At 40.9% G+C, this 19,059-nt stretch carries 19 protein-coding genes; 15 read left to right on the forward strand and 4 right to left on the reverse strand.

The window, feature by feature from the left end; genetic code table 11:
- Positions 1-165: 165 nt before the first annotated feature.
- From O3605_RS04865 to O3605_RS04925, 13 genes are all read left to right on the forward strand, one after another.
- On the forward strand, positions 166-1,398 hold the full coding sequence (locus O3605_RS04865; protein WP_247926140.1) for a replication initiation factor domain-containing protein: 1,233 nt from the start codon (positions 166-168) through the stop codon (positions 1,396-1,398).
- Between the two features lie 14 nt (positions 1,399-1,412).
- Positions 1,413-1,646 (forward strand): hypothetical protein, encoded by a 234-nt coding sequence (locus O3605_RS04870; RefSeq protein WP_045759896.1) that lies wholly within the window; start codon positions 1,413-1,415, stop codon positions 1,644-1,646.
- Between the two features lies 1 nt (position 1,647).
- Complete coding sequence (locus O3605_RS04875; protein ID WP_223356732.1) at positions 1,648-2,205, forward strand: conjugal transfer protein; 558 nt, start codon at positions 1,648-1,650, stop codon at positions 2,203-2,205.
- 11 nt (positions 2,206-2,216) lie between these two features.
- Positions 2,217-3,212 (forward strand): conjugal transfer protein, encoded by a 996-nt coding sequence (locus O3605_RS04880; protein ID WP_371585352.1) that lies wholly within the window; start codon positions 2,217-2,219, stop codon positions 3,210-3,212.
- A gap of 9 nt (positions 3,213-3,221) precedes the next feature.
- Positions 3,222-3,446 carry a TcpD family membrane protein gene (locus tag O3605_RS04885; RefSeq protein WP_135782867.1) on the forward strand — a complete coding sequence of 75 codons (225 nt, stop codon included), beginning with the start codon at positions 3,222-3,224 and terminating at the stop codon, positions 3,444-3,446.
- A gap of 2 nt (positions 3,447-3,448) precedes the next feature.
- Positions 3,449-3,859: a conjugal transfer protein gene (locus O3605_RS04890; RefSeq protein ID WP_135782866.1), complete on the forward strand. Its 411-nt coding sequence runs from the start codon at positions 3,449-3,451 to the stop codon at positions 3,857-3,859.
- A 13-nt stretch (positions 3,860-3,872) separates the two neighbouring features.
- The gene (locus tag O3605_RS04895; RefSeq protein ID WP_371585355.1) at positions 3,873-6,377 is read left to right on the forward strand and encodes an ATP-binding protein; all 2,505 of its coding nucleotides are present in this window, start codon (positions 3,873-3,875) and stop codon (positions 6,375-6,377) included.
- Between the two features lie 11 nt (positions 6,378-6,388).
- Entirely contained in the window at positions 6,389-8,272 is a 1,884-nt protein-coding gene (locus tag O3605_RS04900) for a phage tail family protein (protein ID WP_371585356.1), read from the forward strand.
- 1 nt (position 8,273) lies between these two features.
- The gene (locus O3605_RS04905; protein ID WP_006595216.1) at positions 8,274-8,498 is read left to right on the forward strand and encodes a hypothetical protein; all 225 of its coding nucleotides are present in this window, start codon (positions 8,274-8,276) and stop codon (positions 8,496-8,498) included.
- Positions 8,499-8,514: 16 nt separating this feature from the next.
- Complete coding sequence (locus O3605_RS04910; RefSeq protein WP_371585359.1) at positions 8,515-9,627, forward strand: CHAP domain-containing protein; 1,113 nt, start codon at positions 8,515-8,517, stop codon at positions 9,625-9,627.
- A gap of 16 nt (positions 9,628-9,643) precedes the next feature.
- Positions 9,644-9,892 (forward strand): DUF3173 family protein, encoded by a 249-nt coding sequence (locus O3605_RS04915; RefSeq protein ID WP_003005186.1) that lies wholly within the window; start codon positions 9,644-9,646, stop codon positions 9,890-9,892.
- A gap of 1 nt (position 9,893) precedes the next feature.
- A complete protein-coding gene (locus tag O3605_RS04920; protein ID WP_371585361.1) occupies positions 9,894-11,045 on the forward strand; it encodes a site-specific integrase in 1,152 nt (383 codons plus the stop codon).
- A 78-nt stretch (positions 11,046-11,123) separates the two neighbouring features.
- Positions 11,124-11,423, forward strand: coding sequence for a YbaB/EbfC family nucleoid-associated protein (locus O3605_RS04925; RefSeq protein ID WP_003005613.1), 300 nt, complete (start codon positions 11,124-11,126; stop codon positions 11,421-11,423).
- 267 nt (positions 11,424-11,690) lie between these two features.
- Here the strand turns inward: O3605_RS04925 and O3605_RS04930 are convergent, their stop codons facing one another.
- From O3605_RS04930 to O3605_RS04945, 4 genes are all read right to left on the reverse strand, one after another.
- Positions 11,691-13,265: an ATP-binding cassette domain-containing protein gene (locus O3605_RS04930; protein ID WP_371585363.1), complete on the reverse strand. Its 1,575-nt coding sequence runs from the start codon at positions 13,263-13,265 to the stop codon at positions 11,691-11,693.
- A gap of 323 nt (positions 13,266-13,588) precedes the next feature.
- Positions 13,589-14,182 (reverse strand): 3'-5' exonuclease, encoded by a 594-nt coding sequence (locus O3605_RS04935; protein WP_371585365.1) that lies wholly within the window; start codon positions 14,180-14,182, stop codon positions 13,589-13,591.
- Between the two features lie 53 nt (positions 14,183-14,235).
- Entirely contained in the window at positions 14,236-14,730 is a 495-nt protein-coding gene (locus O3605_RS04940; protein ID WP_003008835.1) for a DUF536 domain-containing protein, read from the reverse strand.
- Between the two features lie 104 nt (positions 14,731-14,834).
- Entirely contained in the window at positions 14,835-17,123 is a 2,289-nt protein-coding gene (locus tag O3605_RS04945; RefSeq protein WP_371585366.1) for a Xaa-Pro dipeptidyl-peptidase, read from the reverse strand.
- Between the two features lie 211 nt (positions 17,124-17,334).
- Here O3605_RS04945 and O3605_RS04950 point away from each other — a divergent pair, with 211 nt between their 5' ends.
- Both O3605_RS04950 and O3605_RS04955 read left to right on the forward strand, forming a co-directional pair.
- A complete protein-coding gene (locus O3605_RS04950) occupies positions 17,335-18,102 on the forward strand; it encodes a CppA N-terminal domain-containing protein (protein WP_371585367.1) in 768 nt (255 codons plus the stop codon).
- Positions 18,103-18,112: 10 nt separating this feature from the next.
- The gene (locus tag O3605_RS04955) at positions 18,113-19,054 is read left to right on the forward strand and encodes a serine hydrolase domain-containing protein (RefSeq protein ID WP_371585369.1); all 942 of its coding nucleotides are present in this window, start codon (positions 18,113-18,115) and stop codon (positions 19,052-19,054) included.
- Positions 19,055-19,059 lie beyond the last annotated feature (5 nt).

Consider the following 19,059-nt stretch of genomic DNA (forward strand, 5'->3'; position numbering starts at 1 on the left):
TGATGAAACTTCAACCCCCGTTTTCTAATAGGGGGGTTACATTTGGCAAAAACGCCAAGTCCACCCCTCCTCATTCCTTATGGGAGTTGGGTTTTCAATTTTTATGAAGTGTGTCACTTTCGTCAAAAAAGTGTGTCACTTTGTTAGAAAGAGGTGTTGCGATGAATGGACAAAATTAGTCCTTTTCATATTAAGAATTTCAGAAAACAAACCGGACTTAGTCAAAAAGCATTTGCACAAGTTGTTGATCTCCCTACAAGAACCTATCGCTCTTATGAAACAGGCGAAAGAGGACTGACGATTGATAAGTTTAGAGAACTTAAAGAAAAACTTGGTTATTACCAAGAGTGCGATAAAAACAGTCTTCGGGCTCAAATCGACTATCTACGATTGACCTTTCCTAGATTGAAGGATTTAGATGCTTTCTGTGAAAACTTTCTTCACTGCCACCTAAGTGAATTTACAGACCAAGAAACCCGTATTATGAACTATACCCACTTGTGGCAACGAGGAAACATCTGGATTTTTGATTTCTTTGATAAGTCTGTGACCAATGACTACCAAACTTGTCTTCAACTATCTGGTCAAGGATGCCGTGAGCTGGAATTGCTTCTAGAAGACAAGGGGATCACTTGGCAGATCTTTCTTCAAAACATTCTTTATTCCTATGAAGACGTTCGGGTGAAGCGACTCGATATCGCTCTAGACGAACTATATAAGGGTTATGGTCACGAGGACGAACAAATTCAGATTCCCAAATTGATTGATAAACTCTATTCCAAAGAGATTGTTCTAGATACGATCAAGAAATGGAATATCACGGGTGGTGGATCTTTCACAGATAATGAAGACATGGAAGCGAATCACGGCTTGTCCATTTATTTTGGGAGCCGTCAAAGTCAACTCTACTTCAACTTTTATGAAAAGCGCTATGAAATTGCTCGAATGGAAAACATCTCCTTGGACGAATCCTTGGAGATTTTTGGTATCTGGAATCGCTATGAATTGCGATTTTCAGATCAGAAAGCTCAAGGCATTGTGGAGGAATATATCAACGGTGTAGATCTCGGAGAAATCGCACGAGGCATCATAAACAAAGAAATCCAAGTCTATGATGGAGTTACTCGCTTTGGAGCCTATAAACCTGATGAGAAATGGCAACAGCTCTTTGGAGGTGTCGAACCCTTAAAGCTCTCAACCAACCCACAGCCTTACAGTATTGAGAGAACGATTCGCTGGCTAACCTATCAAGTTGCGAACTCCCTTGCACTAGTCACTGAAGCAGACAAGATCCTCCAAACAGAATACATGAAAATGATTCAGAATAGCGGAGAGATCACTGATCGAGGAAAAGCCATGTTACGACTTCTCAAAGCCAATAAACACTATGAACACTAGAAAGGAAAAACTATATGGAATACAAAGTTCAAATCAATTCACTAGACAACTTTAAAGCCTGGTCTGGTGGACTAACCACCTTGAACACTGTCCGTGAACGTGGTGGAGTGGATACCCTAACCGTCATTTGTGAAGATATCTTCTCTGGTGATACACCAACTGAAGGACAAATCAATGACTGGCTCTGGTTTGATTCAGATTTTATCTACCAAGCTCTAGGCTACGATGATCTGCTTGAGGCTTCTTGAGATGCTGAAGAAGATCTATCAAGCAGATTTTCTGCTTCTTCCAGAACAAGAATTCTGGCATATGTATATCCTCTTACGAAAGGGCAAAGACTTCTACTACGAATGTGCTGGCAGGTGCACAGAAGATCTTCCGGATAGTAGGGGGTTCTATAACTATGAACATGCCTGTTTTACTTTAGATGGTCAAGTGTTGAGCGTAAATAAAAAAATGCGCCCCTCACTCATTGCTTATATTCAAAAGACCATCAAAGACAATCAAGAAACATTTAGAAAGGAAATTGAAATGGCCACTAAAACTATTTTTGAAAAGAAAGTCTCTCAAGTCACGAATGAACTGGGAGAATTACTGAAAAAGAAAGATCATAGAGAGGCTTGGACCAAGGCTGGAGAGTTAAATAGTCTCCTTAAAAAAGAAGAAGCCAAGGATCTAAAACCTGACCTGATCGAACAACTCCAAACTGAGCTACGAGGCTACTATTACATTAATGGCGAGATCGAAAAAGCCAATAAGCGCCTCTATGCAAAAGGCTCAAAGCTCATTGAACTAGCTGCTCTCTAAAAGGAGGATCTATGGATAAAGCTAAACGCTACTTGCTTCAAGCAAAAGAATACCTCTCACACTTTAAAAAGGTGGATAAAAAAGGAGGCCCACCAAAACTAAAAGTCACCAATAAAAAGACCGTCAATATCGCAGTCATAGGAGGAATTGCTTTCCTCCTTTTTGTTGGTCTTTTGGGATCTCTTCGTGCTATCACACTCTCAAATAAGGTAGGAACACTACAAGCTCAAGTGGAGGCCACTAAAAAACAAAGGGCACAACCAATGGAGTCTAGTAGAAAATACGACTATAAACTCCAGTACTACTTGAACGACTATGTCTACGCTTATTTCACCCTTCCACAAGAAGGAGATAAACAACAAGCTCAAGTGGACTATCTAAATAGCTTTTATAACTTCATTCCTGATGTGAAAGCCCAAGGTCAAGTTCGAAATCCTAGTGAACTTCTCTATTCTCAGTTAGTGACTGTAGAAGGGAAGGTTGCGACCTATAAGATCAAATACAAGGAAACTATCCGCCGAGATAATAACACGGAAGAAAAAGAAATCGTGACGGGTTTCAATATTCCATTTGATGAAAAAGATGGAAAATACTATATTTCTGGTCTTCCTTGGTTTTCAGCCATTGAATCCTCACAAGCTGGACACTTTAGCGAAGACGATCAGCTTCAACTAACCGCTAACGACCACTTTTCAGATGGTCAGCGTAAGAAGGTTGAAAAGTTCCTCAAGATCTTCTTTACCAACTATACTACTAACCAAGACAACCTCAATCTGATTGCTAAGGATGTGGATATTATAGCCAATACCACTTTCAAAACGATTGATTATACCTATCTAAAAAAAGATGGAAAAAATCTAATCGCTTATGTCCAGGCAACCTTTGAGGTCGGAGGAACCACCCACTCAGAAAACTTCACTTTTACCCTCTCAGAAAAAGAAAAGACCTACTATGTCACTAAACTAGAACACACCATTCCACTGAATTATGCAAATAATAAAGAATAGGAGAACTCTATGAATACAGACAATCTACGAACCTTCCTCCAGGGCGATGGAATTTGGATCCTGACAGCCATTGCTGTAACATTAGCTATAAAGGCTTGGCGAAATAGTTCCTGGCTCCAGCTTTTCTACGTCGTTGGTTTCTATGCCGTCATTGTTTCGATGGCTAAAGGACAAGAAATCCTAAAACCAGTCGGCTGGTTCCTGCGTCTTTTTGGAGTTGAAACAGGACTTTAATCATGAAAGAAGAAAGACTTTATGATTACAGTAAGGGCCTAAATGCACCTTATTGGATCCAAGAAATTAAGACAAAAAAGGGCACTCGATTATGGTACTTTGCGACACCTATGCAGTTGTCCTTTTTCATTGTCTTTATCATCGTTTTTGTGGCCATGTTACTCTTTGGAGGGTTTATCTTTGTGCCACTCGCAAAAATCACTCACTCAATTTCTCTCTTGCTCTATTGGTATCTTCCGTACAAATTGGCTAAATTTTATACTGAATACGAGCCTCACGGTAAAAAGATGCACGTCTTTATAGGAGATTACCTGATTTACTTCTGGGATTTTAAGCTAAACAAAAAAGCTATCTACCACGAAGATCGAATAGAGCCTGTAGAAGAAATTGTCTTTGAAAAAACAAATCTATAGAAAAGGAGGACCTATGAGTATTACTTTAACTTATCCTATTAGGGAAACACATGAAAATCTAGCTCTCAAAAAAGATCAAACAGTCGTTGCTTATTACCGTATTCCAAACACTCCTATCACGATTACGGATGATGAAAAAAAGGGCAAACACAAAATTACGGTTGCTCAAATGATGAAGAAGCTCCAGAAAAACAAGTTCTTTGAAATATCTCTGATTCCTAAAGACTATCTTCTAGAAGAGAAAATGCGAGACTTTTCAGACGCTCTAGCAGATGACAGTCGTGAACTAGGAGAAGAACTTCTTCTTTACACGGTGGATCGCCTAACAGATGAAATGGAGATTCCTTATCAGTTTGACTGGGTTGTGGGCGTGACCTTACGCAAACAAAATCATGGAGCTACCGTCAAAGACTTGGCCTATGAGAGCTTTAATGAGTTTACTGAAAAAATCGCAAAAGGTCTGGGCTATGAATATGAATTAAGTCCCACTTGGTATGAAGACTACAAAAGTGATGAATTCACCATTTTCCAAGCCTTCTCTGTCCTTCGGGCAAAACGGTTATCCAATGAAGAACTCTTTTATTACCAGCGAATGCAATACCTCCGCTATATCCCTCACTACAAGAAGGAGGTACTGGCCAATCGTGCTCAATTCAATATCACTGATACCTTGATCAAAGTCTTAAAAGGTGGCTTCCTCAAGCTAGAAAGCCCTTATGGATCCTCTTTTGTGACGATTCTTCCGGTTGGTAAATTTCCTGTTCAATTCAACGGTTTTCATCTTGGCGAATTTATCCAACGTTTGAACTTTCCCGTAGAGCTACGAATCAAGGCAGAATTTATTGATACTGGTAAAATCAAGGGGCGAATGGGACGCTCGAATACACGTTACAGAAACATCATGGAAGAGGCAGAAAATACTGATACTGTCCAACAAGACGAGATCATCATGGGCTCTATCTCCCTAAAGGACTTAATGAAGAAAGTCGGAAACAAGGAAGATATCATCGAATATGGAGCCTATCTGATTGTCTCTGCTTCTAGTGTGAACCAACTCCGTCAAAGACGGCAAGTGGTTTTGAACTACTTTGATGATATGGGCGTTGAAATCAGTGAGGCCTCTCAAGACGGACCTTATCTCTTTCAAGCCCTGCTCTATGGAGAAAACCTCCAAAAGAAAACTCGCACCTGGACACATATGGTCACAGCTCGTGGATTTTCAGAGCTCATGCCCTTCACCAATACCTCTTCTGGAAACCGTATCGGTTGGTATATCGGCCGAGTAGATAACTGGACAGGGCGTTGGGACAATATTGAGAAAGCTATTGATTCCTCAAGGAATATTGTACTCTACAATGCGACAGTGGGAAATAAGGAAGATATCGCTGGAAAGATTACCAAGAACCCGCATATCATCATTACGGGTGCAACAGGACAAGGAAAATCCTTTCTCGCCCAGATCATCTTTTTAAGTGTGGCTTTACAAAATGTTAAAACCCTTTATATCGACCCTAAACGTGAACTTAGAAATCACTACCAAGAAGTGATTAACTCGCCTGAATTCGCACGTCTCTATCCTGAACGCAAGAAACAGATTGAGAACTTTAACTTTGTGACACTGGATAGCTCACTACCATCAAACCATGGAGTCTTAGATCCTATTGTCGTTCTAGATAAAGAACAAGCTGTAGAGGTCGCAAAAAACATGCTTGAGTTTTTACTACAAGCCGTAGATGATGTTACGATGGATCAGAAAACAGCTATCACAGAAGCTATTAATGCGATTGTAGAAAAACGGGTCGCTGGTGAGAGAGTCGGCTTTAAACATGTCCTAAAAGTTCTGAGAGACTCTACTTCCTCTGAAATTGCTTCAGTTGGTCGTTATCTGACATCAATTGTGACGAACTCTATCTTGGAACTAGCCTTTTCAGATGGAACCACTCAAGGACTTAACTACGAGTCACGAGTGACCATCCTAGAGGTCAATAACCTCAAACTACCAAAAGACGATTCCACAAAAATTTCAGATCATGAACGCAACTCTATCGCTCTCATGTTTGCGCTGGGTGCCTTCTGTACCCACTTTGGAGAACGAAATGAAAATGAAGATACCATTGAGTTCTTTGATGAAGCATGGATTCTTATGAAGTCGGCAGAAGGAAAAGCCGTTATCAAAAATATGCGTCGGATTGGACGCTCCAAAAATAATACCTTGGCACTGATTACTCAATCTGTACATGATGCAGAAAATGACGATGATACAACAGGTTTTGGTACCATCTTTGCTTTTTATGAAAAGTCAGAACGAGAAGATATTCTAAAACATGTCAATCTAGAAGTCACTGAAAGCAATCTCGAATGGATTGACAATATGATCTCTGGCCAATGCCTGTACTATGACGTCTATGGCAATCTCAATATGATTTCCGTACACAACATCTTTGAAGATATTGATATGCTTCTAAAACCAATGAAAGCTACGGTATCATCAAGCCTTGAAAATAAATACGCTAGTTAGGAGGTGAATCCATGCAAGAAGCTTTTGACAAACTAAGGGGAGTCGATATCTTCTCTCTCAAGTCCTATATGGAGCCGACTGGGTTTGCCTCCTTTAATGGGGCTTGGGTTCTGATTAATGAGCTTTTCGTCAACTTCTTCTTTTTCATTCTAAACGCAGTGGTAGGCTTCTTTTCTTTGCTGATTCGAATTCTTGAAAAGATTGATCTCTACTCCAACTACAAGAACTATGTCTTTAATGGAGCGATGAATATTTGGAAAGGATTTATCGGTTCAAGTTCTGGCGGAGTCGCAAAACAATCACTCGTTTCAATGTTGCTTCTGATTCTAGCGTTTTATCTCTTTTATCAGTTTTTCTTTTCGAAAGGAGCTTTTTCAAGAACTCTCCTTCGTGTCTTTCTAGTTCTCATCCTTGGCTTTGGTTATTTTGGAACAATCGCTGGAACATCAGGTGGTCTATATCTACTTGATACTATCAACCATGTCTCTCAAGATGTCACCAAAAATATCACGAATATCAAGGTGGAGTATGGAAATAATAAATCCATTAAAATTGGCGATTCCATGGCAGATAGCTATATTGCAGAAACCTCTTATAAAGCTTATGTCTTTGTCAATACAGGGCAAGAAAACGGGAAATACAAGAATAGCCAAGATGGGAAACAAGAGACTTTTGACGATAGTAAGGTATTAGGAGCAGGCGATAAGAATGGAAACTTTAAAGCGGTTAAATCGAAAGATCGTAATAAATATCTGGATGAACTAGGAAATGGAGCCAATGATGATGGTGAAAAGAACCGTTGGGTTTCAGCTATGCCAGATTTCATCTTTACTCGTATGTTTTATGTCATCTTCAAAATCTGTGAAGCCTTCGTATTAGCGATACCGGTTATTTTGATCCAAATGTTAAACGTTATTGCTCAGACACTCGTCCTGATGATGATCCTGCTTTTTCCAATTGTGCTATTGATGTCCTTTGTACCAAGAATGCAGGATCTGATTTTTGGAGTCTTGAAAGTCATGTTTGGTGGACTTCTTTTTCCAGCTATCACGAGTCTATTAACTCTGTTAGTCTTCTACATTGAGAAAATGATTGAAAATATCGTCATTACTGGTTTTGATGGCATCCTTAAAACTCTTCCATCCTTGATCATCTTCGGCCTTGTCTTTAAACTACTCATTTCAGTTGTCTCAAAAGGACTTGTATACTTCCTTCTATGGAAATACAAAGCTGAGCTGATCCAATTCATTCTTGGATCTAAAGCACGAATGGTTGCGAATGATATTGGAAACAAAGTTGAAAAAGGGGTCACAAAGACTAGAGAAGTGGCTTCACAAGTACCATCTAGAAGCCTTTCATCTGCTCAACACCTTGGGAACTTTGCCCTAGCAGGTGCTGGTTTTGGAGCTGGGATGATGATGAATGCCAAGAGTCACTTCCAAAATGTTGGTTCTTTCTTTACCAATAAGGATTCAGAGCACCAACCCGATGAAGTACTCCCAACAGAAACGCTTGAGACGCCAACAAGTCCAGATACTCCTGAACCAAACATTCCGAAAACAAAGGCAATTCCTGAGAAGGTTAAACCAGTTGAAGGAAAAACACCAACTCCTTCAATGGAATCTCCAATCACAGTGGAGCCAACACCAAGTTCAAACGAGGAATTCCAAACTCTTAAAGAAGAATGGATTTCTCCATTTAAACAACTCCGCATTAATAGTATTGAACGCAAATTAGAGGAATATAAAGACCCTCAAGCTATGTACAAAGCTCAAGGATCGAATGCTTTCACTCGTGCTTATAGAAAGACTATGACACGAGACGATAAATTGAGAGCCAATATTGAACGAAGAGACCGATTAACAGAACGCTTAAAACAACTCAGAGGAGAATGATATGAATACCAAAATACGCTCAAGAACTTCTTTTCCAAGAGTTCTTGAAGAAACTCTTTATCAGGCCTACCAAGAAGGAAAACGCTCAGTCGATTTCCTTCTTTTATTTCCAGTCACAGAACAAGAGCGGGACCAAATCATCCTACAGGCCAAGTCCTATTCAGTCGTTTTAGATGCAAAATGGCGTTTTGGGACTGTTTTGTTCACTGCTTATATACGACATTAACTAGAAGGGAGATTCGATGAAAAAACTAAAATGGTTTCTATTAGCTGGTCTCATTCCTCTCTTTCTACCAGTCCTCATTATTATTATCCTTATGGGGGCTGTCGGAGGTGGCGGAACAAATGGCTCACCACAATCCCAAAATGGAGTGACTTATGCGGATCACTGGTCAGATGGAGATCCCTATACTCACAACTTACTTGTCCATCGCTTCGGTATCACAGCAGAGCAATTAGACGGCTTTTTAGATACGTTAGGAATCTCCTATGATAAAAACCGAATTAATGGGAAAAAGCTCCTCGAATGGGAAGCTAAATCTAATCTTGATGTCCGTGGAATCGTTGCGATCGCACTGAATGAAAGTTCCCTTGGAACTGCTGGAGTAGCCACTAATCCTGGAGCCAATATGTTTGGTTTTGGAGCTTATGACTCCAATCCAGAATATGCCAATAACTTTAATGATGAGATTGCTGTTGTCGGACTAACCCAGCAAACTATCATTGGGAATAAAAACCAAACCTTCAAAATTCAAGATGACAAAGCTAAAAAGTTTGCGAATGGAACACTCAATCCAGCAACTGATGGTGGAGTCTATTTTACAGATACCACCGGATCAGGAAAAAGACGTGCAGAAACCATGCAAAAACTGGATACCTTCATTGATGAACATGGAGGAACACCAAAAGCTCCAGAACAAACGACAGGTAAAACTAGAGATGGCGGAGGAGTAACTTCAAATGATATACCATTAGGTTACAGTCTGACAACTGCTATTGATACCACAGGATATATCACTAGTACCTATCCTTGGGGACAATGTACCTGGTATGTCTTCAACCGAGGAAAACAAGTCGGAGTCAACTTTGATCCATTTATGGGAAATGGTGGTCAATGGATGGATAAACCAGGATTCACAACAACTCATACACCGACTGAGCACTCTGCTCTATCATTTAGCCCTGGACAAGCTGGAGCTGATCCAATATACGGACATATCGCATTTGTGGAACAGGTCAAATCAGACGGTTCAATTCTCGTCTCAGAATGCAACGTTAAGGGATTAGGAATCATAAGTTACCGTACTTTTGATGCAGAAACTGCCAAACAATTTACATACGTTATAGGACATTAGAAAGGAATAGATATAGATGATTCAAGTTGTAGATAAAAATGATTTAATGGAATTGATTGGATATTCTGAAACACAAGCTAGTAAATTAATACGAAAGGCTAAAAGCCAGCTTGTACAAGAAGGATTTGAATGGTATAAGAATAAACGTATTGGACGTGTACCGATTATTACAGTTGAATCCATTCTTGGTTTTCAAATACAATTAAAAAATGATATAATTGAGGGGAACCTTCAAAGCGCTGTCATGACTGAAGGAGAAAAATAGCATGGCGGTAATAAAACAGGACGATGGACTGTGGCTAGTTGATATTAGTGATGGTAAAAGTTCCTTAACTGGCAAACGTATACGACACCGCAAATCTAATTTTTTAACGAAAAAAGAAGCAGAGGAATATGAGGCTTATTACCGTATCCATAAGTTAAATCAGATACAGAATACAAAAAAACTTACTATTTCCTCTCTTTATGTAATGTTAAAAGAAGAAGATGAGCTTCGTGGAAATAAAAGAGGTACAGTAGATACCCAGAACTCATACTATACCCAATATGTATCACGATTCTTTGAAAATGCTGATATGTCTTCAGTTACCATTCAAGATGTAAAAAAATATCGAGATTGGTTAATTGAACAGCCTAGTGTAAAAGGTGGGACCCTTACACCTACGCATATTAACCAACAAATGATTTTTGTTCATAAGTTGTTTGATATTGCTATTTCGAAAGGATTTAGACAAGATAATCCATGTGATGCTATTCGGAAGCTTCCAGAAAAGCATAAAGAAATGTCTTATTATACTCCTGAACAATTCAAGAAGTTTGAATCTTATTTTGAAGAAAGTGAGTATCCTTTTAAACTTCTGTATCGTGTACTCATGTTTACGGGAATTCGTATGGGGGAGGCACTTGCCTTAACTTGGAGAGATGTTTTTCTTGACGAGGGATATATTAAAATCCGTAAGTCAGCCTATTATCGCAATGGGAAAACACATATTGGATCTGTAAAGACAACTCAATCAAATAGAGAAATTTACATCCATAAAGCTTTTGTGGATGAGTTGAAAACCTGGAAGTCTGTACAAAGTCAGAGACTATCTAAGCTAACTGATTCAACAGATGATTTGCAGATTTTCCAATTTTCAGGGGAACCTATGACTGCTCCGAATGTCTCTAACTTTAGAGCGGCATTCAAGAAAAGATTGCCAGAAGATTTCAAATTGATCCGAAACCATGATTTTAGGCATTCGCATGTAGCCTTTTTGATAAATCAGGGATTGAGGAGAGGAGAAGGAAAGGATTATATCTTTTTCACACTGATGAAACGACTAGGACATAGTTCTATCAATACAACAATAAATATCTACTCACATTTGTTCCCATCACAACAAAAAGAGGTCGCTAACGCATTTGACGATTTTTAGAAAAATGGGCAGAAGTGGGCAGTGAAAATTAAGCAATAGGGTCTAAACCCTTGATACGAAAGGAATCTAGAAAACATTATGATGAATATGCAAAATATGATGAAGCAAGCTCAAAAATTGCAAAAGCAAATGGAGCAAAGCCAAGCAGAATTAGCTGCAACTCAATTTGTAGGGAAATCTGCTCAGGACTTGGTTGTTGCAACCCTGACAGGCGATAAGAAGGTCGTTTCCATCGATTTCAACGCCGCAGTGGTTGACCCAGAAGATACAGAAACGCTTTCTGATATGACGGTGCAAGCCATCAATGCCGCCATTGAAGAAATTGATGCGGCAACTAAGAAAAAACTCGGTGCGTTCGCAGGGAAATTGCCATTTTAAGCAAAGTAAGTTTCATCAACTCAAAAGAGGCTCAGTTTTGAGCCTCTTTCAGATTGAAGACAAAGTCATATTAAAAACTTTCCTTAGGTGAGTACGGACGTCAGCGAACTTCTTCGAAGTTCCAAGACTAATTATTGAGCCTAAGGTCTCAATAATTCCGAGTGCCTGAAACGTTATTGTTTCAGGCACTTTTCTCACGGCGGAAAGTTTTAGTATTTTCTTTCTTTGAAACACTAACGATATATTTTTAGGTTTATGTCAGCAATTTTATTCTTTTCTTAGTTCAATGACTTGATCGTATCGACTTTCATCATCAATATGGTGAGCGATTTCTAACACCATCATCGGTAGTGAGAAAATCAAGTCTCGAACCATTTGACTATTTTCTACGTCAAGAGCTGCAGTTACCTCATCTGCTAATAAAATATCCTTTTTACGAAGTAGGAAGCGGGCTAGTTCAATCCGGACACGTTGTCCGCCTGAAATATTTTCTCCATTATTAGTGATTACAAAATCAAGTCCATCAGTTAGTTCATGGTCGAGTTTGACCTGTCTTAAAACAGTCTCTAATTCTTGATCTGAAAACTCTTGTCCCAAACTAAGATTGTAGCGAACAGTATCATTAAAGAGGAAAGGATGCTGGCTGATAATGCCTACCTGACGAACAAAGTGACTTGTTTTAACTCCATCCCTTGTACGACAAGTAATCGTTCCGGCATCCGGCTTTTCTTCTCCTGTGATCATTCGAAAGAGGGTTGATTTCCCACAGCCACTTGGCCCTTTGATGAGGACTTTTTCCCCTTGTCGAATGGCTAGATTAAGATCGCGAATAATCTCTCGACCATTATAAGATTTACTTAAATGAGAAATTTCTAGTTCTTCTACTTGAGAGATCGAATGATTGTCCGATTCACTATCATCTGCTCGATTTAAAATTCCGAAAATCTTTTCTGCCGTTGTTTTGGCTCCTTGTACTTCAACCACATCATACATGATATTTTGGATAGGCCCTACCAGTTGACCAGCAGCAATATACATAGCAACCAGGCTAGCCACTGAAACATGATGACCCTGCATAGCAAGGAAGAACCCTAATACCAAGGGGAGTACTTGGCTCAGAAAGACCATAAAACCATTACAAAAGAAAACAATATTATGGGTAAAAACAAACTTTTGAATGGCTCGTTGATAACGAAGGTTGATATTCCAGACGCGCTGAGAGTTTTCAGGCAAGGCTTGATTCATCCGCAAGGTTTGAGCCCCTCGAATACTATCAGAGATTTGGTTATGAACGGCTGTTCTTCCCTGAGACATTTCATCCCCTGAATTCTTTAGCTTATTATTCATCAAGAATTGTGGAATGGGACGTAAGATTGTGAAGAAAACAAAGATAGAACCCAATAAAACATTTTGGGCAATGATATAGATTGCCGTAATCAGTGCCCCAAATCCCCAACATGAAATAGACATATAGCGTTCAAAAAAGTTATCTCCTAGAAATTCCATATCCTGTGTTAGCATGGTAATCTTTTCATCTTCACTATATTCCCTGTCTTCCATTAACTTCTGAAAAAGTGCCGTTCGGATATTCATGTGAATTTCACGTCGAAAGACATTATTTGCATGATTACAAAATAACATTAGACTATACAAAGCGAAATAGACAGAAAAACCAAAGAGAGCAAATTTCCAAATAGAGGAATAGGTAAGGTTATTTTGATCTATCGATAATGCTTTGGCGACAACCAAAGGTTGCCCTAATGCGAGACCCCCATTTGCCAGTGCTCCAATAATGGTTAGGTATTTTGTTTTTTTATCAAGATATTTAAAGATATTAATCATAAATCTCTCCTAGAAAATAGAACCCTATGATTGAGAAATATCAGATGTAATCATTAAATCTTATTACATATTATTCTTTGTGATATATTTTACATGCTCATTATACATCTAAGAATAAGTCTGGTCAATGAATATTCAAAAAATTAGAAATGATTAAATCTTTAATAACTAATATTTTAAGATAAGCCTTTGAAAATGCTCTATTTGTCTGTCGGATGAAAATTTACTTTAGTCAATCTTTACAGAAATGAAATAAAAAGAACCCCCAAAGAAAGATATGAAAACATCTAACTCTAGGAGTACTGCTCAGTTTTGAGCTTTTTTTATTCATCAAAAAATCCGGATAAGTCCAAGCCTCCTAAGGGGTTGGTGGAGAAGTTCTCTTGTTCTTCAAGGAGGGTGCGGCCTTGATCAAATTCGAGGAATTGTTCGTAGACAAGAGCTGTCATGCGGGCGTCTTCTAAGCTATCGTGTGATTTTCCTGCTACCCCCAAAAATTCTGCAACGGTGTGGAGTTGGAGATTTTTAATGCCGTGGAGGTCAGATGGACGACGTTCGAAAGCCTCGTCAAAGACATCGACAGCGTACTGGTCTTCTAGATCCAAGCCATTTTCAAGTAGGATGGGTAGGTCGCTCTTTTTGGCATTGTATCCGATCAAGGGCCGGTCTCCTACAAAGGCCTTGAATTCACTGAGGACCTGCTCGAGTTGAGGGGCATTTTGGATCTTGTCCTGGGTAATGCCAGTCAAGCCGTTAATAAAGCTTTTTAGGGGCTTATCGGTGTAGACGTAGGAGTCGTAGTGATCGACTTCTTTACCGTCCGTAAAACGCACGGCAGACACCTGGATAATCTGATAGGCCCCTTCGTATTGGTTAAATTCGAGATCGAAGGCGATATAATCTTCTAATGCTTTCATGGGAAATCTCCTGTGGTAGAAAAGAAAAGGGACTGGTAGGATCCAGCCCCGGATTATCGACGGAAAACGCGTGCCCAGAAACCTTTGCTTTCTTGCTCTTGAACTTTTTCGTTGGCTTGTTCGAGTTCAAGTTTCAAGGTATCGCGGTCGTTCATTGCTTGTAAAGTCAATTGTTGTTGTTGGTCCAATTGCTTGTCTTTTTCAGCAATTTGAACGTCTTTCACGCGCAACTGTTCATCTTTCTTAGCGAGTTGCTCGTCTTTGGCTTTGAGTTGCTCGTAGAGACGGACGATTTCAGCATTTTTTTCATCTACCAAAATTTCCATCAATTCGCGTTGCTTCACATCATCGCTGACTGGCTCATCTTCAAAAATAGTTTTTTTGTAGATTTCTTCGAGCTTGATCAAGCCACTACGGGTTACAACGGTAACCCCTTTTTCGTTTTTTTGGGTATCTTCTGGAGCCAGCGCCTTGACACGGTTATTGACCGCCTGGCGGCTGACTCCTAAAATTTCAGCAATTTCGCTGACAGTTTTTTCAATCGCCATAACTTCCTCTAATATCTTTTTCTATGAAATACTCTATTAGATAGTAACATAAGTAGGCTAAGCTGTCAAATGAAGCAAAGAAAGGATAAGCCTTGATACCACGATTAGTGGGCCTCTGTCATTTCAGGAAGATGGAGGCTTGATTGTGCTAAGTCAATGGTGAGTTGGTAATCGGTTTGATCACGCACAGTGATTTCAAAGTCCGTCGTGTAAAGGACCAAGCGAAGAGTTGCCCCTTTTTCGAGCTTGTAGATGGTTGGTTGGAGATCAAAGTCAAATTCCATCCACTCGCCTGGTGTTACGGCCTCAACCTCTAAGAGGTCATGCCGATTTTGGAGGTTGAGATAACCTTTCGAAATCACTCGTTGGCCCGCCTCCTTGAATGGCAACTCGGTCAAGTTGTCTAGCATGTGGTAGCGACCGTTATCCAGCGTACGGACCGATAAGACTGCAGGATAGGGTTGGAGGTATTTCTTGCTTCCAAGCTCTAAGAGTTGGGCTGAGAGAAGGCCTTTATTGGTGCTGGAGCGAAGTCGTAGGTGAAGGCGAGCTTTCCCGTTGAGGTGCAGGTCTTCTTCGATTGGAAGATCGATCGTCACCTGTTGGGCCTTGTCTTGGTAAAGATCGCTTAAGAAGGTCGGATAAGCCTTGCCATAGCGCTCGTAATCTTCCGTTGCATAGCGGTTTTGGATGACTTTTTCACCATCTCCGAGTAGGAAGGTCCGCTGACTTGTTTGATTGCCAAAATCATCCAAGGAAGTCCAACTTTGTTCTCCTGTATTGTCCTGCCAAATGACTGTTGGCAACTCATAGCTTGAAGCATAGCCCAGCAATTTTTTAGAGAGAAGGGCGTTCATGCTTTCGCGGAAGTCAATGGATTGCCAGTTGTTGAGGTAGACATGGGCACCATTGTGGTAGAAGAGGTGTTTCTTGATGCTTGCTGGAAGGGCTTGGAACATGTTAAAGACGTGAAGCGGCTTAACGTTCCAGTCTTGGGAACCATGGGTAAAGACCACCTCTGCCTTGACCTGATTTGCGTTTAAGAGATAATTCCGATCGTGCCAGAATTGGTTGTAGTCTCCAGAAGCTCGGTCCAGCTCTTTTTTCACGATGTCTAGATCGGCTTGGTGGGCCGCATTGTGGTGTAAATAATCCCCACCTAAAAGGTTGCGTGAATAGGTCAATTCTGCAAGGGAATCAAAGTCTTCGCCTGGATAGCCACCAGGACTTGTGACGAGACCATTTTCGCGGTAGTAGTTGTACCAAGAAGAGATCCCTGCTTCTGCAATGATGACTTCTAGGCCGTCCACACCTGTGGTCGCAAGACCGTTAGACATTGTTCCAAGGTAGGAGATCCCGGTGGTTGCGACCTTTCCATTAGACCAATCAGCTTTGACTTGACGTTTGCGTGTATGATCTGTAAAGGCCCGGCAACGGCCATTGAGCCAGTCGATAACGTTCTTGTAGGCTTCGATTTGTTGGTAATTTCCATTGGTCATCAAGCCTTGCGAATCTTTTGTTCCCACTCCAGATACGTAGAGATTAGCGTATCCGCGTGGAAGCAGGTAGTCGTTGAGGGTATAGCTAGAGTTGATATGGGTTAGGAGCTCTTCGGCTTCCTCCACCTCTTCAGCTTGACCGACAGGTTCGACTACTGTTAATTGAGGTTCTACTAGCTGAATGGTATGAGGTTCTTTGACCTCGAGGTCGACATTCATATTGTAGAGGGCCTTGTCGCTGGCCTTGTCGTTAGTCCCTTGGTGGTAAGGGCTAGCGGTCATTACAGCTGGAATCTTGCCTTCATAGCGAGGACGGATGATGCTGACCTTGACCAAGTCTGGCAGACCATCCTGGTCGGTATCGACCCGACTTTCGACATAAACGACCTCACGGATAGCATCATGGCTCGTAAAGGTTGCGAGACTCTTGCCATTAAAATAGTGATACTGGTTGGTCTCAGGAATCAAACCATCGCTGACCAACTGATCGATCAAGGTATTGCCTCGTTTGGTGCGAGTGTTCAGGAGTTGGTAGAGGTTTTCTAGGAGAGAGCCATATGTGATGGGAAAAGCCGTCTCCTTGCAAAAGGCTTCACTATCATCAAAGTCCACAAAAAAGCTAAAGCCTAGTAATTGAAAGGCAACTGTATAAAAAACATCTGCTGTTAAGGGTTTTTCAGAGTTGAAAAAGGCTAGCAAATCGATTTCTTTATCTGCCACAAGAGTCGATAAGGCATAGTCTGTGTCCTTATATTGGAAAGAAACTTGGCGGACAAAGGCTTCCAACATTTTTTTCGGATCGCTTTCTTCTTGGAAGCTAAAGCCCAAAAGAGCCAACTCTTCCTTCATCGTGTCATTAGCTGTAGGAATATAGCTAAATTGATTAAATTTCATGGTGGATTCTCCTATCTTGTTCACATCTCGAATTGAGTGAGCAGTCGCATCAGCGCTGTCATCGTTCCAATTTCTATTATACTGAATCAAAAAGGGATTGTCTAAAGAAAATAGGGAAAGCGTTTGTCGATAGAGTTTTTCATAAATCTGCGCAAAATTTCTTGTAAAAAGCCAGAAAATCTTTTACAATAAAAAGTGCTTGGAGGAAAGTATGACAGCAAATCAGATCGTAAGAGTGATCCCAGTCTTGAAAGTGAATAACCGAAATGTCAATCAACGCTTTTATGAAGAGACATTGGGAATGAAAGTATTAGTGGAAGAAGGAGCTCTCCTATCTTTAGGAGATGCCTCAAAAGTAGAAAAAATCGTCTTAGAAGAGTCACCGAGTATGCGTTCGCGTAAGGTCGAAGGTCCAAAGAAATTGGGTCGCATCGTGGTGAAAGTGGCACAAGCTCAAGAAATTGATTATTTGTTGGCCCGCCAGCCAGAAACAACTGCCCTTTACCAAGGAGCTAATGGTCGCGCCTTTGAAGTTGTGTCTCCTCAAGGAGATACCATTTTCGTGCATGCTGAAGAAAATCTTGAAAGCCTAGAACCTTTGGAGAAAGCGCCTCTTGTAGAAGCTCCCGAAGATTTCAAAGGTTTGACGAACTTTGATGTGGACTTTCTTGAGGTCAACGTGGCTGATCTTGCTGAGTCTGAGAAGTTCTATAGCAACTTGCCAGCTCTTGCCCGCTTTATCCATTTACAAGAAGCCCAAGGAGAAGATCTCCAGGTGGAGAACAAGGTGACTTGGGATTTGAGCATGATCAAGGTCGAATTGGCATCTTTTGATGTGGAAGACTTGAAAGAACGCTTGGGAGAAGCTGTCGATTTTGTGCACCGTAAGGGAACTTTCTTGATTTCCAAGGATCCAAGTCAGATCGAACTCTGGTTTGAAGCCAATCAAGATCAGGTCCATATTTCTTATGAAGAATAAGAATGGAGTGATGAGCGTGAATACAATCATCGAAAAAATTACCGAACAAATCCAAGAAGGCATCTATCCAGGTGCCTCTCTTGCGCTTTACCGCGATGGTCAGTGGAGTGAGCACTATCTGGGACTAGCGGATCCTGAAAAAGGAGAGCCAGTAGTAGCTGACCTGGTCTATGATTTGGCTAGTGTCAGTAAGGTCGTCGGAGTCGCTACCATTTGTGCTTTTTTGTATGCGAAAGGGGAGCTTGCGCTTGATCACCCCTTTAAAGAGCTTTACCCACGTTTTGCTCATGAAAAGACGACCATCCGGGAACTCTTGACCCATACTTCTGGGCTGGATCCTTTTATCCCCAACCGGGATCAATTGGATGCGAGACAGTTGAAAACAGCTCTTGAAAATTTGCAGTTAAAAGAAGACAAGAGTTTTCATTACACCGATGTCAATTTTCTTCTGCTGGGCTTTTGGTTAGAAGACAGGTTTCACCAGCCCTTGGATCGTTTATTTGAAGAGCTGATCTTTACACCTTGGAAGATGACAGAGACACGGTTTGGACCGGTCGAAAAGGCGGTGCCAACGGTCCGTGGCCTTGCTTCTGGAAGTGTTCATGATCCCAAAGCGAGAGTATTGGGCTGTCATGCGGGAAGTGCTGGTCTTTTTTCAACTGTTGCTGATCTAGAGCGCTTCTTAGAGCATTATCTGAAGGATGATTTTGCGCGTGACTTGTCTCAGAATTTTGCGCGTGAAGAGGGCAAGACCCGCGCTCTCGGATGGAATCTAGAGGGGGACTGGTTGGATCATACGGGCTATACAGGAACCTTCATCATGTATAATCGCAAGAGGCAGGAAGCTGTGATCTTTTTGTCCAACCGGACCTATGAGAAGGACGAACGGACCCAATGGATCTTGGATCGCAATTCTTTGATGGACCTGATCAAACAAGAATGTGAAAAATAGAAATG

The organism is Streptococcus sp. 27098_8_99, assembly GCF_041431935.1.
In the GTDB taxonomy this organism is placed as follows: domain Bacteria; phylum Bacillota; class Bacilli; order Lactobacillales; family Streptococcaceae; genus Streptococcus; species Streptococcus parasanguinis_D.